Raw genomic sequence first — 16,914 nt, forward strand, 5'->3', positions numbered from 1 at the left:
GGATCTCTATGCGTAAATATTGACCAGCCATATGTTTATAGTCAATAGGGGGGAGCTGTGCTAACGTCTTTTTATCAAGGATAGCCATAGGAACACAACGTGCTGTTTCATTCCATTATTCGCCGTGCCACCACGATCGACATCGGAGATTGCCATCTGCGTTTGATCACGGAAAAAGATGTGGCGGCCATTACGGCCTATTACCAACGTAATCGCGATTATTTGCAGCCGTGGGAGCCCTTGCGTGATGAAGGCTTTTTCACTGAGTTTGGCTGGCAGCAACGCTTGGATCAGCTGATGAAGCTGCACAAGCATAAGCTGGCCTATTACTTCGTTATCCAACCAAAAGGCAGTGACGATATCTGTGGGGTGGTGAATTACAGTAATTTGGTCCGTCACCCGTTCCATGCCTGCCATGTGGGCTACTCGATTGACGAACATTATCAAGGGTTAGGGATCATGGGGCGGGCATTAGACGCTGGTAACCGTTGGATGTTTGAAGATCAGTCTTTTCACCGAATTATTGCGGCGTACATGCCGCGCAATGAAAAGAGTGCGGCCGTGCTGCGTAAATGCGGCTTTGAGGTAGAAGGCACCGCCAAAGACTATTTGTTGATTAACGGTCGCTGGGAAGATCATATCCTGACCGCGCGTTTGAATGCGTCATGGCAACCGCCGTTGGATTAGTCCGCATGTTGCCAAGCAGATTCTCATGATGAAAAAAACGAGCGCCTCGGCGCTCGTTTTTGTTTGTTGCAATGTCGGGATCCGACAGGCTTCGCTAACTCGCTAACTCGCTAACTCGCTAACTCGCTAACTCGCTAGATACGCTGCCACAGCTCCGCGTAACGGCCACCTTGTGCCAGCAGACTGGCGTGTTGGCCATGCTCAATGATTTTGCCTTCATCCATCAGGCAAATCTGATCCATGTGTTCCAAGCCAACCAAGCGGTGGGTGATAAACAGCACCGTCTTGTCTTTCGCGTGATCCAACAGCAAGCTCATGATTTGCTGTTCAGTACGGCGATCCAACCCTTCAGTAGGCTCATCCATCAGCAAGATAGGCGCATCATGTAACAAGGCACGGGCAATCCCGATACGGCGGCGTTCCCCCCCAGAGATTTGACGCCCCCCTTCACCGAGCCACGTATCCAATCCTTGGCCTTCAAGTAGGGTGGTTAGCCCCACTTTTTCCAGCACGGAGGTAAATTCGTCGTCGGTGCCATGTGGCTTCGCCAGCACGAGGTTTTCACGCAATGAACCATTGAACATATCGACGCGCTGACTGACCACGGTAATGGCGGCGCGCAGTGCCGACTCCTGCCATTGAGGCAGTGCTATACCGTCTAACTGGATATGCCCTTGCTGGGGATCCCAGTTGCGGGTCAACAGCTGAAGCAAGGTGGACTTACCGCAACCGGTACGCCCTAGTAGGGCGACTTTTTCACCGGCTTTAATTGACAGCGAGACATCGCTCAGCACCGGTTTATCACTGCCGTAATAGGTGTAGTGCAGGTTCTCGATAGTCAGGTTGCCGACAGCCGTTTGATGATGACCTTCCGGATCAAACGGGGTATCGGGCGTGGCTTCAATGATCTCATTTAAACGACGGGCCGAAGTCAGGGTTTGTCCCAAGTACTGGAAAGCACCTGCAACGGGCATCATCAATTCAAAGCTCGCCATGGTGGCAAACGCAACCATTGCCACGAACGGGTCGGGCGCCTGACCGTTTAGGCCATCTGCCGCGATCCAGGTGATCAATACCAATGTCCAACCTGTTGCGGCCATCAGGATGGCGTTAGCTAAACCGGTCAGATTGGCCATGTTACGTTGGGCCACTAGCAGGCTTTCTTGCTCGCTTAATGCATCTTGGTAGTAGCGATCTTCAGCATTGAACAACAGCAGTTCCGCATGGCCTTGGAGCCAGTCCAATAGCTTGATGCGGTAGTTGGCTTTTGCCATGGTCAGTGCCGCACCGTGGCGCTTGCCGAGGTGGTAGAAAATAACCGGCAAGCTGAGCATTAAGGCCAGTAGAACCGCACCCAGCGTTAAGCCAATGGTGAGATCGAAGTAGGCCAAAAATGCCGTGATGGCGATAAGGCCAATCACACCGATGATCAGTGGGCTGACAAGACGCAGATAGACATGATCCATCGCATCCACATCGGCCACTAAACGGTTCAGTAGATCAGCATCGCGCAAGTTGGCTTGTCGACCTGGGATCAACGGCGTCAGCTTGCGGAAGAAGAACAAACGCAAATCGGCCAGTAATTTGAAGGTCGCATTGTGGCTGACCACGCGCTCGCCCCAACGCCCTGCGGTACGGGCCATCGAGAAGCCACGCACGCCGGCACCTGGCAACATGTAGTTGAAGGTTTCGCGGGCAATGGTTAAGCCAGCAACGGCAGACGCGGCAATGAACCAGCCTGACAGCGTCAGCAAGCTCATGGCGGCCAGCAAGGTCGCCAGTCCCAAAAGCATGCCCAGTGTTAAACCAAACCAGTGCTTTCGGTACAGTTTGAGGTAAGGGATTAAATCACGCATCGAGATCCCTCTTATCAGTATGAGCCAGCATATCGGCCAGCAGGCCGTGGTGGCGAATGTGTTCAAAATGGCCGTTTTGCACTAACTGACCGTGTTCAAGGACTAACACGCGGTCCATGTTGGCTAATTGATCCAGACGGTGGCTCACCATCAGGGTCGTTTGGCCATCAACAGCATGTTTCAGGCTGTCGAGCACCAAGTGCTCACTGGCGGCATCCAAGCTGGCGGTGGGTTCATCCAGTAGCCAGAATGCCCCGTTTTGCAACATGGCACGGGCCACGGCAATACGCTGAGCTTGGCCGACAGACAGGCCGCTGGCGCGATCGCCCACGCGGTGCTGATAGCCGTTATCCAAACGCTGGATAAACTCATCGGCATAGGCTTGTTTGGCCACTTGCTGCACGTGTTCGTCAGTGGCAAGTGGATTACCCAGTGTGATGTTGTCACGCACGCTACCGTGCAGCAGCAGTGGGTTTTGTCCCACCCAACTGATGGCTTGACGCCACTGGCTATGATCCAGTTCGCGCAATTCAACGCCGTTAATTTTCAGGCTGCCGCGGTACGGTAAAAAGCCGAGTAGCGCATTGAGCAAGCTGGTTTTACCGGCGCCGCTTGGGCCAATCAGGGCCACTTGTTCATGGGCGGCAATCGAGAAGGTTAATGGGCCCGCCAGCACATGGCCTTCTGGGCTGAGGACTTCTAATTGCTCGACACCAATGGTGATGGTTTCTGGTGAGTCCAAATTTTTATCGCCTTGATCCATCGTATCAGCCTCTGTATTGAGGAATTCGACAATGGATTCAGCGGCACCAATGGCTTGCGCCTTAGCATGGTAGAAGGTGCCCAAATCACGCAGCGGTTGATAAAACTCTGGAGCCAGTACCAAGACAAACAAGCCGGTAAACAGGCTGATAGGTACGCCATAGTGGCCGAAGTTCAATTCACCAATAAACGCGAAACCGAAGTAAACGGCGACGATCGCCACGGAAATAGAGGAGAAAAACTCCAATACAGCAGAAGACAAGAAGGCCATGCGCAGTACTTCCATGGTGCGTTTACGCAACACTTCAGAGGCGGCATGCAGGTTCTCGGCTTCGGCCTCTGCGCGGTTGAACAAGCGCAGTGTACTTAGGCCTTGTAGGCGATCATAAAAATGGCCAGATAAGCGCTGTAGCGCTTTGAAGTTACGGCGGTTGGCGTCTGCTGCTCCCAAACCGACTAAGGCCATGAACACTGGCACCAAGGGCGCGGTAATGAGGAAAATCAGGCCTGCGGCCCAGTTGAGTGGGAAGACGGCGACCAAAATAACGACCGGGACTAACACGGCAATCGACATTTGTGGGAGGTAACGGGCAAAGAAATCTTGCATTTCTTCGACTTGTTCCAGCACCAAACTGCCCCACACACCAGCGGGTTTGCCTTTGATGTAGGCCGGGCCTAACTGTTGCAAGCGCTGCAAGATGAGCTGACGAATGTGCAGACGGATCTGCTCTCCGCAGCGGTAGCCAAAGATTTCGCGTCCCCAACTGCACAGGGCACGTAAGCCCACAATGACGAACAGGCCGATAAAGCTGCTGACGAGCTGGTATTTATCGGTTTGTTCAATGATCAGTTGATGCAAAATGTGAGCAAGCAAAGCCGCTTGCCCCACGAGCAGCACCCCTGAGAGGAATCCCAGTCCGACACTGAGCATCAACCAGCGCTTGGCCAGTGTGCTCTGTGATTTTAACCAACGGGTTAAATCACGTTGTTGTTGTTTATCCATATTAAAACTTGCGCTGCATAGAGCTTCTTATAGCGGGAGAATGAAGGCGACAAAATGGCCACTCAAAGGAGTGGCCATTTGTGATTATTGTTGTTCTGCAAGCGCATCAAGGTAACGTTCTGCGTCCAAGGCGGCCATACAGCCGGTACCGGCAGAGGTGATCGCTTGACGGTAAGTATGGTCCATCACATCACCGGCTGCGAAGATACCTTCGATGCTGGTTTGGGTGGCATTACCGTTGGTGCCTGATTGTACTTTGATATAGCCGTTGTGCATGTCCAGCTGACCTTCGAAGATAGTGGTGTTTGGCTGGTGGCCGATGGCAATGAATGCGCCCATCACCTCCAAGGTTTCGGTCGCGTCTGATTGGGTATCTTTGATGCGCACCGCGGTCACGCCCATGTCATCACCCAGCACTTCATCCAAGGTACGGTTGGTGTGCAAAATGATGTTGCCGTTTTCCACTTTGTCCATCAGACGTTTGATCAGAATTTTCTCTGAACGGAAGGTCTCACGACGGTGAATCAAGTGGACCTCAGCGGCTATGTTTGACAGGTACAGGGCTTCTTCTACAGCGGTGTTACCGCCGCCGACAACCGCAACTTTTTGATTACGGTAGAAGAAGCCGTCACACGTTGCACAGGCAGACACGCCACGGCCTTTAAACAGTTCTTCAGACTCAAGGCCCAAGTATTTGGCTGACGCGCCTGTGGCGAGAATTAAAGCATCACAGGTGTATTCGCCGCTGTCGCCTTTTAGACGGAAAGGACGCTGTGTGAAGTCTGTTTCGCTGATGTGGTCAAAAATGATTTCAGTTTCAAAGCGCTCGGCATGTTCTTTCATGCGCTCCATTAAGCCTGGACCGGTCAGGCCTTCGGCGTCGCCTGGCCAGTTTTCCACTTCGGTTGTTGTTGTCAGCTGGCCGCCTTGTTGCATGCCAGTGATCATCACCGGTTGAAGGTTAGCTCGTGCCGCATACACTGCCGCTGTGTAACCAGCAGGACCAGAACCAAGGATGAGCAGTTTACAGTGTCTTACGTTACTCATTACTTCTCCAGGCTGAAATGAGATTGTTATCATGTAGGGGGGGATTGTAGAAAAATTGGGTCACTATTGAAAGGAGATTTGATCGCCGGGTCTGTGCCAGACCTGACACAATACGGTGGACGAATAGGGCGATCGAAGACAATAAAACTTTACCTTTATTATCTTTATTTATTATAAGTAATGATTTTTGGTTATATATTGAGCGATGGTTAGTACATGCTCAGGGCGACGGTGGGATTGGTGTAATGCAGGCCAAATGTCGTGGCAATGGCCTTGTTGGTGATTTTTCCATGGATTAGGTGCATACCCGCAAGGAATCCCTCGTCATCGTGTAGGGCGTGTTTGTATCCTTTATTGGCAAGTGATTTCACGTAAGGCAAGATGGCGCTGTTGAGTGCAAAGGTGGCGGTGCGAGCCACTGCGCTGGGCATATTCGTGACGCAATAATGCACCACATTATCCACGATGTACGTTGGCTGGGTGTGGGTTGTCGGGCGGGAGGTCTCGAAGCAACCGCCTTGATCGATAGCCACATCCACCAGCACCGCCCCGGGTTTCATGGTTTTCACCTGCCCAGCCGTTAACAGGCGAGGCGGCAGTGCCCCGGGGACCCGTGCGGCACCGATGATGATATCAGCGCTAGAGACCAGTTTATCAATGGTTTCATGGGTTGAGTAAAGGAGTGTGACACGGCCTTGAAACTCGCTATCTAATGCTTGTAATGTCTGCATGTTGGTGTCTAAAAGGGTCACATTGGCACGCCACCCCACCGCCATTCGAGCGGCATTCGCCCCGACCACGCCGCCGCCTAATATCACGATATGCGCGGCTTCAACCCCTGGAGTGCCGCAGACTAATAATCCGCTGCCACCCCGAGAATTCTCTAGACTTTGTACCCCTGCTTGGACAGACATTCTGCCGGCTACCGCTGACATGGGCGCTAAAAGAGGGAATTTGCCTAAGGAATCAGTGATGGTCTCGTAGGCAATACAGATAGCTTTGCTGTCGATGAGGGCTTTTGTGTGGGTAAAATCCGGTGCAAGATGGAGATAGCTGAATAATATCTGCCCGTTAGCGAGCATAATTCTTTCTTCTGCTTGGGGCTCTTTTACTTTGACAATCATCTCCGATCTGGTAAAAACTTCTTTAGCGTTAGAAATAATTACCGCGCCAGCGTTTTCATAGTCAGCATTAGATAACCCAATGGCTTCACCCGCTTGGGTCTCAATCAGTACCTGATGGCCGAGCAGCGTGAGTTCGCGGACACTGTGGGGCGTTAATCCTACTCGGTCTTCGTGAGCTTTGATTTCTTTGGGTACACCAATGATCATCCTGCTCCCCCTTGGCACCGGGTACGATTGTCAATTGACAAGGATGTAAATGCAGATCTACTGGCAGTATAGTTTGACTACAAGAGTATTTGATTCTAAAAATTAAAAAGTTGTAGTATATTTTTTTGCAAGGAAGTAAGAAGGTGGAATAAAAAATGGTAGATACCAAGAAAAAACCCTCCAAGGAATTGGATCGTATTGACCGCAACATACTGAATGAACTCCAAAAAGATGGTCGAATTTCAAACGTTGAGCTGTCTAAACGCGTTGGCCTGTCGCCAACACCGTGTCTAGAACGTGTTCGTCGACTCGAGCGTCAGGGTTACATTAGCGGCTATACGGCGCTATTGAACCCACAATATCTCGATGCATCGCTACTGGTTTTTGTTGAAATTACCCTAAACCGTGGTGCGCCTGATGTGTTTGAGCAATTCAATAAGTCGGTGCAAGAACTAGAAGACATTCAAGAATGTCACCTTGTTTCTGGTGATTTCGACTACCTATTGAAAACCCGTGTATCTGATATGTCCGCTTACCGTAAGCTATTGGGGGAGACCTTACTGCGTTTGCCGGGCGTGAATGACACGCGTACGTATGTTGTCATGGAAGAAGTGAAACAGACGAATAATCTGGTCATCAAGACCCGTTAATGCTTCATCACAACATGAAGCGATAGATCAAGCGGCCAGCAGTAAGCCGCTTGATTTGTTTTTACTGCTTAGAAAATCACCTCAATCTCTTAAAATTTCACCAACTCTTTACCTTCCTGTCGCCGCATCATGGCAAAAATTGGCTGTATTTAGTATAAGATAAGGCATCGGTTCAGTTTATCTATTCGTACTGGCATACGGGCAATGTTGATGGTTTTATCACGAACAATCATGCTGCGCTAAAACGCCGTTAGACGTTCATCTATTAGTTACATCGGAGTGTTTTTTGAGGACAGTTAAGGGCAAGAAGCAGCCCCAATCACGCCTTTCTGGCGGACAGCGTTTACTGGAAAGCTTTTTGATTTTCGGTGTGCTGGCCGCGATCTTTATCATGGTTGCATTGTTGAGCTTTGATCCTGCCGACCCGTCTTGGTCACAAACGGCATGGGAAGGGCCAGTACAAAATAAAGCAGGATCACTGGGTGCCTTAGTCGCCGATACATTATTCTTTACCCTGGGTTCATTAGCCTACTTGTTACCCATGGTGATGGTCGTGACGACGTGGGTGTTATTCCGTCGACGTTCTCAACCGCTTAAACTGGATTACATGATTTACGGCACCCGTTTGTTGGGGTTGCTGGTCTTGTTCGTGACCAGTTGCGGTTTGGCCGATTTGAACTTCGATGATATTTGGTATTTCTCATCGGGTGGGGTGATTGGTGATGTGGTCGCGAACATGGCCTTGCCGTTGTTTAACTTGCTCGGCGCCACCTTGGTGCTGATGTTTGTGTGGGCGGTCGGTTTCACCCTGTTTACGGGTATTTCATGGTTGACCATTGTGGATTCACTGGGCGAGTCATTCTTAGGCGGCTCGGCATGGCTACTCAATAAAGTGCGTTCTGATAAGTCAGAAACGTTGACGCCGTTTGCTGCCGATATTCCAGGTGAAGAACAAACCGCCTTCGGTCAGCAGCTGGTCCAGCAAATGGGCCAGCAACAAATGGCGACGGAGCCTGATGCCGATGATGTGTTGTTAGCATCCAGCAGCCGCATTGAAATCGTTCGCCCTGCGCAAAGCCGTGATGCGTTTGCGCGCCAAGAGCCGCAATTTCAGGCAGCCCCAGCAGTGGCGGCATCCGTGATGACTCCCGCAGCGGCACCTGTTGTCACCAGTGAGCCCGTAGAAGAAACGCGTGTTGAACCGATCATTGTGCGTGCTGAACGTCAGCGCCAAGCCGAAGCGGCACATGCGCAAGTTCAAGCGCAAATACAGCCACAAGCGCCGGTAGCGCAGCCAGTACAAGCCACCACGCCAGTACAAACGGCTGCGGCAATACAAACAACAGCACCCGTTCAAACAACAGCACCAGCGCAACCGATGCCTCAGACCGCCGCGCCAGTGTCGGCACCGCAGCCTCACGTTGCGCCGGTGTCACAACCGGTTCAACCCGCGCCGTCGATGACACCGTTAGCACATGACGTCGCCACAACGGCCACAACGGCCACAACGGCCGCATTGGCTGCGGCGTCGTCGTCAGTACCTGCACAGGCCGCGCCTGTCACGGTAGCCGCATCGGTTGCTATGGAAACTGACGTCACCGATGTGACTGACACGGCGATGGCTACAGAATCGAACCGTATGGTGGTCGATACTTTGCCACGTCAAGCGCAGGGCATGTCGATTGAAGAGCTAGAGCGTGCGTTAGAGCTGGATGAAGATTTCACCGTCGATGCAATGCGTGACGAGGAAGCAGCAGCGTATGCGGCGACACAAACCGTTGCTGCATCTGATACGCCGCCTGTCTTTACTTCAGCAGTAATGCCTGTCACAGAAACAACGGCGGCAGAAACAGGCACGACGGCTTATCAGGCAGCTGCTCCTGTGACTTCCACTGCGGCAATGACACCGTCAATGGCAGCCCCTGTGAGCGACGTGACGCCTGAACCTGCGCCTTATCACGCGCCAACGACAGCCCGTTATGATGATTGGGAAGAGGTCGAGCCGGTCTTTGAACCTGACGAAGAGGATTCATCTTCTGTTCATACCACGCCTGTTACAACGGCCTTTACTGACGTTGCGACAGCACAAGCGGCACCCGTTGCGGCACACACTGCATATGGGGATGACGACGCCACTTACAGCGCGATGAATGCGCAGGCCAGCGAACCTCACGCGATAGAACACGCGATAGAACACGCGATAGAAATTGGCGTACAAGACGGCATGTCAGAGCTAGAGCGCGCCGAGTATGGCCAGCCTAGTGATGACAGCGAACTCACTGATGAAGAGGCGTTCCTGAAGAAAATCCGGGATGCACAGAAAGCGCAAGCGCACGCAGCGGGGTTAGATAACCCGTTCTTAATGCGTAAAGATGAAGATTTACCGGCACCGACGACGCCAATGCCAACCCTTGATTTGTTGGCTCCTGCGAAGCAGAACGTTGAGCCGGCCAGTGAGGAAGAGCTCAAGCGTACCGCGATGCTGGTGGAATCAAAACTGGCAGATTACAAAATCAAAGCCAAAGTGGTGGGCGTGTACCCAGGCCCGGTGATCACCCGTTATGAATTGGACTTGGCACCAGGGGTGAAAGTCAGCCGTATTTCTGGGTTGGCGAAAGACTTGGCGCGTGCTCTGTCGGCGTCTGCCGTGCGTGTCGTAGAAGTGATCCCAGGTAAGCCGTACGTTGGTCTGGAATTGCCTAATGTGAACCGTGAGACGGTCTACATGTCTCAGGTGGTGGGTAGCGATAATTTCCAACATAAGAACAGTGCGTTGCCGATTGTATTGGGTTATGACATTGCTGGTGAAGCGGTGGTGGCTGACTTGAGTAAAATGCCACACTTGTTGGTGGCGGGTACTACCGGTTCGGGTAAATCGGTGGGTGTGAACGTGATGATCTTGAGCTTGCTGTACAAATGTAAGCCGGAAGATTGTCGCTTTATCATGATTGACCCGAAAATGTTGGAACTGTCGATTTATGAAGGCATTCCACACCTGTTGACCGAAGTCGTTACTGACATGAAAGATGCCAGCAATGCCTTGCGTTGGTGTGTGGGTGAAATGGAACGCCGTTACAAGTTGATGGCTGCCGTCGGGGTACGTAATTTGGCGGGCTTTAATGCCAAGCTGGAAGAAGCGGCCGCCGCCGGGTATCCGATCCACGATCCATTGTGGAAGCCGGGCGACAGCATGGATGAGTTCGCGCCATTACTTGAAAAAATGCCAAGCATTGTGGTCATCGTCGATGAATTTGCCGACATGATGATGGTGGTGGGTAAGAAAGTAGAAGAATTGATCGCCCGTTTGGCACAGAAAGCGCGTGCGGCGGGTATTCACTTGGTGCTGGCGACACAGCGTCCGTCGGTGGATGTGATCACCGGTTTGATCAAGGCGAACATTCCAAGCCGTATGGCGTTTACCGTCTCAACCAAGACGGACTCCCGTACTATTTTGGACCAAGGTGGCGCGGAATCCTTGCTGGGCATGGGTGACATGCTGTACTTACCTGCGGGGCAGAACCATCCAATCCGCGTTCACGGGGCATTTGCCTCGGATGATGACGTACATAATGTCGTTAACGATTGGAAAGCGCGTGGTAAGCCACAATATATTGAAGGCATTTTGGAAGAAGATCAGGGCTCAGATGGCTTGTTACCGGGTGAAACGCCGGTGGCCAGTGATGATGACCTCGATCAACTGTTTGATGAAGTCGCGGCTTTTGTGGCAGAAACTCGCCGAGGGTCTGTGTCAGGGGTGCAGCGTAAATTTAAGATTGGTTACAACCGCGCCGCGCGCATTGTTGAGCAATTAGAAGCGCATGGCATTGTCAGCTCTCCGGGCCATAACGGTAACCGTGAAGTATTGGCACCACCCCCAGCAGGGCGTGATTAATCGTACGGTATTAAGCACACTGTAACAGGGTGAGAACGGTCACTATGTGGCTGACAAGATAGGACGCGCCAGTGCGGAGCACGCACTGGCCTTCAACCAGAAGGTTTATAGCAATGATGAAAAAAGTGGTAATGAGCGTGTTAGTGGCAGCGCCGATGTTGTTAGCGAGCCAAGCGTGGGCCAATCCGCAGCAAGAACTCAGCACCCGTTTAGGCAAAGTGAATGCATTCAGTGCCGACTTCAAACAAACGGTGATCAGCCCTGATGGGGATGTATTGGTGAAAGGGGACGGCGATGTGTCGATTAAGCGCCCGAATCTGTTCCGCTGGAACACCGAAACACCGGATGAGAACGTGTTGATTTCAGACGGCAAAACCTTGTGGTACTACAGCCCGTTCATTGAACAAGTGACGGCAATGTGGCTGAAAGATGCCACGGAACAAACCCCGTTTGTTTTGTTGACCCGCAACAGTGCGACGGATTGGCAACAATACAATGTCGCGCAAACGGCGGACACGTTTACACTGACGCCGAAAAGCGGCGCGTCTTCGATGGGTAAATTTGTCGTGACGGTAGCGAAGAGCGGCGATGTGCGTGGTTTCAGCGTGGTTGAGCAAGATGGCCAGCGCAGCAACTTTACGTTCACTAAATTTAGCAAGCAGATCCCGGCAGCCAGCCAGTTTTCTTTTGTCCCGCCTAAAGGGGTGGAATTGGACGATCAGCGCCAATAACGGCGCTCTGCTTGTCTCTTACCTGAATTACTAGGTGGCATCTCGTGATGCCACCTATTTTCGTTTAAGGAGTGGTTATTTTGAATAACTTCAGCCTCGATTTTTCATCGGATTTTCGTCCGCTGGCGGCCCGTATGCGCCCGCGTACCATTGAAGAGTATATTGGCCAGCAACACATTTTGGCCGAAGGCAAACCGCTGCGCCGTGCCTTAGAGGCCGGGCACCTGCATTCCATGATTTTGTGGGGGCCACCGGGTACAGGGAAAACCACGTTGGCGGAAGTGGCTGCGCATTATGCGAACGCTGAGGTTGAACGAGTCTCCGCCGTCACCTCTGGGGTGAAAGACATCCGAGCGGCAATTGATAAAGCCCGCGATAACAAAATGGCAGGGCGCCGTACCATCTTGTTTGTGGATGAGGTGCATCGCTTCAATAAAAGTCAGCAAGATGCTTTCTTACCACACATTGAAGACGGCACGGTGACCTTCATTGGCGCAACCACAGAGAACCCATCATTTGAGCTCAATAACGCACTGTTATCCCGCGCGCGGGTGTACAAGCTCAAGTCTTTAGACAATGACGAAGTGTTGGCGGTGATTGACCAAGCATTGGCGGATCCGGTGCGTGGCGTGACAGAACATAATCTGCTGTTTGTCGATGAGGTGAAAAACCGTTTGGCCGAGCTGGTCAACGGGGATGCGCGTATGTCACTGAACTACCTTGAGCAGTTGATCGACATGGCAGAAGAAGATGACCAAGGCAACAAGGTGATCACGCTGGCCTTGTTGGCGGAAGTGGCCGGCGAGAAGATTGGCCGTTTCGATAACAAAGGCGATTTATGGTACGACATGATTTCTGCCGTGCATAAGTCGATCCGAGGTTCCAGCCCTGATGGTGCCCTGTATTGGTTTGCCCGTATGCTGCAAGCCGGGTGTGACCCTTTGTACGTTGCACGCCGTTTGCTTGCCATAGCGTCTGAAGACATCGGTAATGCCGATCCTCGTGCGATGCAGGTTGCGGTGTCGGCATGGGATTGTTTTACCCGTGTGGGCGCGTATGAAGGCGAACGTGCGATTGCTCAGGCTATTGTATATTTGGCCAGTGCGCCTAAGAGTAATGCGGTGTATACCGCGTTCAGTCAGGCAAAAATGGATGCGGCTAATCATCCCGATTATGAGGTGCCACACCATCTGCGTAATGCGCCGACTAAACTGATGAAGGAGCTGGGCTACGGGCAAGGGTACCGTTATGCCCACGACGAGCCGGGGGCGTATGCAGCGGGAGAGTGTTACTTCCCACCGGAATTGGCCGGGACACGCTACTACCAGCCGACAAACCGTGGATTGGAAACTAAAATTACCGAAAAGTTAGATTATCTTGCTTCTTTAGATGCAAAAAGCACTTTAAAGCGCTATCAATAATTGGGCTTTTTGGGTATTGTTGACCCATAAGCGTTGGGTTACCTAACGCCTTCTGAATTAAAAATTATTTAGCCATCGGTTTGGTTAAATAGTGTGCATTTTAGAACATTTTGAGCACAGGATTAGCATGCTAGATTCTAAATTACTTCGTACTGAGCTGGACGCAACAGCCGAAAAATTAGCGCGCCGTGGTTTCACTCTCGATGTAGAGTTACTACGTTCCCTAGAAGAAAAGCGTAAGGGCCTTCAGGTTAAAACTGAAGACCTTCAGGCACTGCGTAACTCGCGATCGAAGTCCATCGGTCAAGCAAAAGCGAAGGGCGATCACGAAGAAGCTGAGCGTATCCTTGCTGAAGTGGGTAACCTGGGTTCTGAACTCGATGACGCGAAAAAAGCGCTGGCTGCTCTGCAGTCTGAGCTAGATGCCATCACGCAAACGTTGCCTAACCTGCCAGATGAATCTGTGCCAATGGGTAAAGATGAAGACGACAACGTAGAAGTACTGCGTTGGGGTACACCAAAAGCTTACGATTTTGACGTGAAAGATCACGTTGATCTGGGTGAGCTAGCGGGCGGCCTAGACTTTGCAAGTGCTGTGAAAATCACAGGCGCACGTTTCATCGTGATGAAAGGCCAGTTTGCGCGTCTACACCGTGCGATTGCACAGTTCATGCTTGATCTACACACGGACGAGCACGGCTACACAGAACTGTATGTACCGTACCTTGTAAACTCAGACAGCTTGTTCGGTACAGGTCAGCTACCTAAGTTTGGTGGTGATCTGTTCCACACCCAGCCACTGACTGAAAAAGTGAACGATGAAGAGCCACGTACGTTGTCTCTTATCCCAACAGCAGAAGTGCCAGTAACAAACCTGTTGCGTGACACGATTTCTGAAGAAGCTGAGTTGCCAATCAAGATGACGGCACACACACCGTGTTTCCGTTCTGAAGCGGGCTCTTACGGCCGTGATACACGCGGTTTGATCCGTATGCACCAGTTCGACAAAGTGGAATTGGTTCAGATCACGCGTCCTGAAGACTCAATGGCTGCGCTAGAAGAGCTAACCGGTCACGCTGAGAAAGTGCTTCAGTTGCTAGAACTGCCATACCGTAAGGTTGTGCTATGTACTGGCGACATGGGCTTCGGCTCTGCGAAGACATACGACCTTGAAGTGTGGGTACCTGCACAAGAGACATACCGTGAAATCTCTTCATGTTCAAACATGTGGGACTTCCAGGCGCGTCGTATGCAAGCACGTTTCCGCCGTAAAGGTGAGAAGAAGCCTGAATTGGTGCACACACTAAACGGTTCTGGTTTGGCTGTAGGCCGTACCATGGTTGCTATTCTTGAGAACAACCAAGAAGCAGATGGCCGTATCCGTATCCCTGAAGTACTGCGTCAGTACATGGGTAACGCGACACACATCGGTTAATCGCTGCATTAACACTGAAAACCCAGCCTTTTGGCTGGGTTTTTTTATGCCTGCAATTCTTGTTCATGCTGTGTTTATGAAGAGATATATGCGGAGTGCGTATTGAATGGTTATGGCACGTTGTTCATGTCAGGTTGTGTTACTTGCCTCTCTCTGAGCAAATGTAGGGGTAATTTTGCATCAGAATAAATGGGTTGTTATGGCATGCTTTTACCATATCTTATTGAATAGTTATGATTGGTTCGATCTTTTGTGAATTGATATTCGTTTTTTGTGATTATTTTTTCGTTATGTATTGCGCGCGATAGGATTGTCGATATAATGAGCTCAATAAGGAATTATGCACTTTTTCCGAAGTTTTAGTCACGTTAGGTTTAATCATTCAGAGAGAAGTAGGATGACGGATACTGTACTTGCCCAAGAAACCCATAAGACCAGCCGGAACATGCTGATGTTCGCGATTCCATCGATGCTGGGTCTGTTCTTTTTCCTTGCCCCGCTGAGCGTGAACGGTGACTTTACCTTTCCTCTGGCTCTCATGGCGAAAAGCTTCAAAAGCCTGATGGGAGAAGCCTTGCTACCCACTGTCGCTGCTGTGATTTGTCTTTCTGCGGTTTTGTCATTGGCCGCAAGCGTCGTTAAGCCGCGTTTTGTGATGGACTCATCGCTGCTGACCCGTTTGTTTGTACTGACGCCAACATGGTTGGTGATTCGTGGCCTGGGTGCTGTCTTTACAGTACTTGCACTCTATCAGGTCGGTCCGGAAGTGATCTGGAATGGTAATACCGGTGGCTTGGTTCTGAATGATTTGCTGCCATCGCTGTTTGTGACCTTTTTCTTTGCTGGCCTGCTTCTCCCTCTATTGCTTAATTTTGGCTTGCTGGAACTTTTAGGTACCTTGATGAGTAAGTTCATGCGTCCGGTATTTCGTCTACCAGGCCGTGCCGCCATTGACTGTATTTCATCATGGCTAGGGGATGGTACGGTAGGGGTGATCCTGACCAGCAAGCAGTACGAACAAAAGAAATACACCGCCCGTGAAGCGGCCGTTGTGGCGACCATGTTCTCGCCAGTCGGGATCTCGTTTTCACTGGTAGTACTGACGCAGGTGGGCTTGGCGAATTACTTTGTGCCTTTCTATTTATCGATTTGTCTGTCTGGTGTGGCGGCAGCCGTGATTATTCAGTACTTGCCACCACTGAGCTACAAGAAAGACCTTTACATTGACGGCACGGCGCCGAACCGTGATGAAGAGTTGGTACCAGAGGGGCAGACCGCGATGCAGTTTGGTATGCACCTAGCCCTAAAGCGTGCGAGTGGTGTTAACAGCCTGAGCGCAGTGGCGAAAGAAGGCTTCCATAACTCATTGGATATGGTGTTGGGTGTGCTGCCAGTGGTTATGGCGATTGGTACGCTGGGTTTGGTGGTCGCTGAAACCACACCGTTATTCTCACTGCTAGGTGCCCCGTTCGTTCCACTGCTTGAGTTGCTACACGTGGCAGAAGCACAGGCGGCGGCACAAACCATCTTGGTCGGCTTTACAGATATGTATGTGCCATCCATCATTGCAGCGTCCACCATTGATACCGAGATGACAAAATTTGTGGTGGCAGCACTGTCTGTAACACAGCTCATTTTCATGTCAGAAACCGGCTCAGTGATTTTGAGCAGTAAAGTACCGGTGAACTTCTTTGAACTGGTGGCGATTTTCTTACTACGTACGTTGATCACTTTGCCAATCATCGTGATGGTCGCGCATTTGATTTTCTGATTCGGCCGCTGAGAGAGTCGACCGACAGTATCCAAATACTAACAATAACAACGTTTCGCTTCCTGCTGGCCACCCATTTGGGTGGCCTTTTTTATGTGTGGTTTTTAATGGTTTTTTTCGTTACGGCTGCTGGGGTACTCAATTCGGTGATGAAGTCTGTGGCGAGTGATGCGACAGGCTTCTCGAACATGGTTAAGGAGGGGCGGTGGTGTAATGACAGAGTGGGGCTGGAATGGGATTGAGTCTGCTTTGGCTGTTCGCCAAAATCACAATTGATATATTACAGGGTTAAATCACAGATACAAAAAAGGACTCCGAAGAGTCCTTT

At 51.2% G+C, this 16,914-nt stretch carries 11 protein-coding genes; 7 read left to right on the top strand and 4 right to left on the bottom strand.

All coding sequences use genetic code 11. The features are described from left to right. Positions 1-102 precede the first annotated feature (102 nt). On the top strand, positions 103-687 hold the full coding sequence (gene rimJ, locus L4C36_RS05160; RefSeq protein ID WP_428476824.1) for a ribosomal protein S5-alanine N-acetyltransferase: 585 nt from the start codon (positions 103-105) through the stop codon (positions 685-687). A gap of 134 nt (positions 688-821) precedes the next feature. On the opposite strand, the gene cydC is transcribed toward rimJ, so the two are convergent. The 4 genes from cydC to ald form a co-directional block, all read right to left on the bottom strand. Further along, positions 822-2,543: a heme ABC transporter ATP-binding protein/permease CydC gene (gene cydC, locus L4C36_RS05165; protein ID WP_428476723.1), complete on the bottom strand. Its 1,722-nt coding sequence runs from the start codon at positions 2,541-2,543 to the stop codon at positions 822-824. Continuing rightward, positions 2,536-4,308 carry a heme ABC transporter permease/ATP-binding protein CydD gene (gene cydD / locus L4C36_RS05170; RefSeq protein ID WP_428476724.1) on the bottom strand — a complete coding sequence of 591 codons (1,773 nt, stop codon included), beginning with the start codon at positions 4,306-4,308 and terminating at the stop codon, positions 2,536-2,538. Before cydD ends, cydC begins: the two co-directional genes overlap by 8 nt. Positions 4,309-4,392: 84 nt before the next feature. Next, entirely contained in the window at positions 4,393-5,355 is a 963-nt protein-coding gene (gene trxB / locus L4C36_RS05175) for a thioredoxin-disulfide reductase (RefSeq protein WP_428476725.1), read from the bottom strand. Between the two features lie 209 nt (positions 5,356-5,564). Next, a complete protein-coding gene (gene ald, locus L4C36_RS05180; RefSeq protein ID WP_428476726.1) occupies positions 5,565-6,686 on the bottom strand; it encodes an alanine dehydrogenase in 1,122 nt (373 codons plus the stop codon). Between the two features lie 155 nt (positions 6,687-6,841). Between ald and lrp the strand changes: the two genes are divergently transcribed. The 6 genes from lrp to L4C36_RS05210 all read left to right on the top strand — a co-directional run bounded on the left by lrp (position 6,842) and on the right by L4C36_RS05210 (position 16,586). Further along, positions 6,842-7,336: a leucine-responsive transcriptional regulator Lrp gene (lrp, locus tag L4C36_RS05185; RefSeq protein ID WP_036832575.1), complete on the top strand. Its 495-nt coding sequence runs from the start codon at positions 6,842-6,844 to the stop codon at positions 7,334-7,336. A 286-nt stretch (positions 7,337-7,622) separates the two neighbouring features. Then, on the top strand, positions 7,623-11,228 hold the full coding sequence (locus L4C36_RS05190; RefSeq protein ID WP_428476727.1) for a DNA translocase FtsK 4TM domain-containing protein: 3,606 nt from the start codon (positions 7,623-7,625) through the stop codon (positions 11,226-11,228). Between the two features lie 116 nt (positions 11,229-11,344). Continuing rightward, a complete protein-coding gene (gene lolA / locus L4C36_RS05195; RefSeq protein ID WP_428476825.1) occupies positions 11,345-11,959 on the top strand; it encodes an outer membrane lipoprotein periplasmic chaperone LolA in 615 nt (204 codons plus the stop codon). An 80-nt stretch (positions 11,960-12,039) separates the two neighbouring features. Continuing rightward, positions 12,040-13,380, top strand: a complete 1,341-nt coding sequence (locus tag L4C36_RS05200; RefSeq protein WP_428476728.1) for a replication-associated recombination protein A — start codon at positions 12,040-12,042, stop codon at positions 13,378-13,380. A 127-nt stretch (positions 13,381-13,507) separates the two neighbouring features. Then, a complete protein-coding gene (serS, locus tag L4C36_RS05205; protein WP_428476729.1) occupies positions 13,508-14,815 on the top strand; it encodes a serine--tRNA ligase in 1,308 nt (435 codons plus the stop codon). Positions 14,816-15,212: 397 nt separating this feature from the next. Continuing rightward, a complete protein-coding gene (locus L4C36_RS05210; protein ID WP_428476730.1) occupies positions 15,213-16,586 on the top strand; it encodes a YjiH family protein in 1,374 nt (457 codons plus the stop codon). The last annotated feature ends 328 nt before the right edge of the window (positions 16,587-16,914 follow it).

Source organism: Photobacterium japonica (assembly GCF_050337005.1).
In the GTDB taxonomy this organism is placed as follows: Bacteria; Pseudomonadota; Gammaproteobacteria; order Enterobacterales; family Vibrionaceae; genus Photobacterium; species Photobacterium japonica.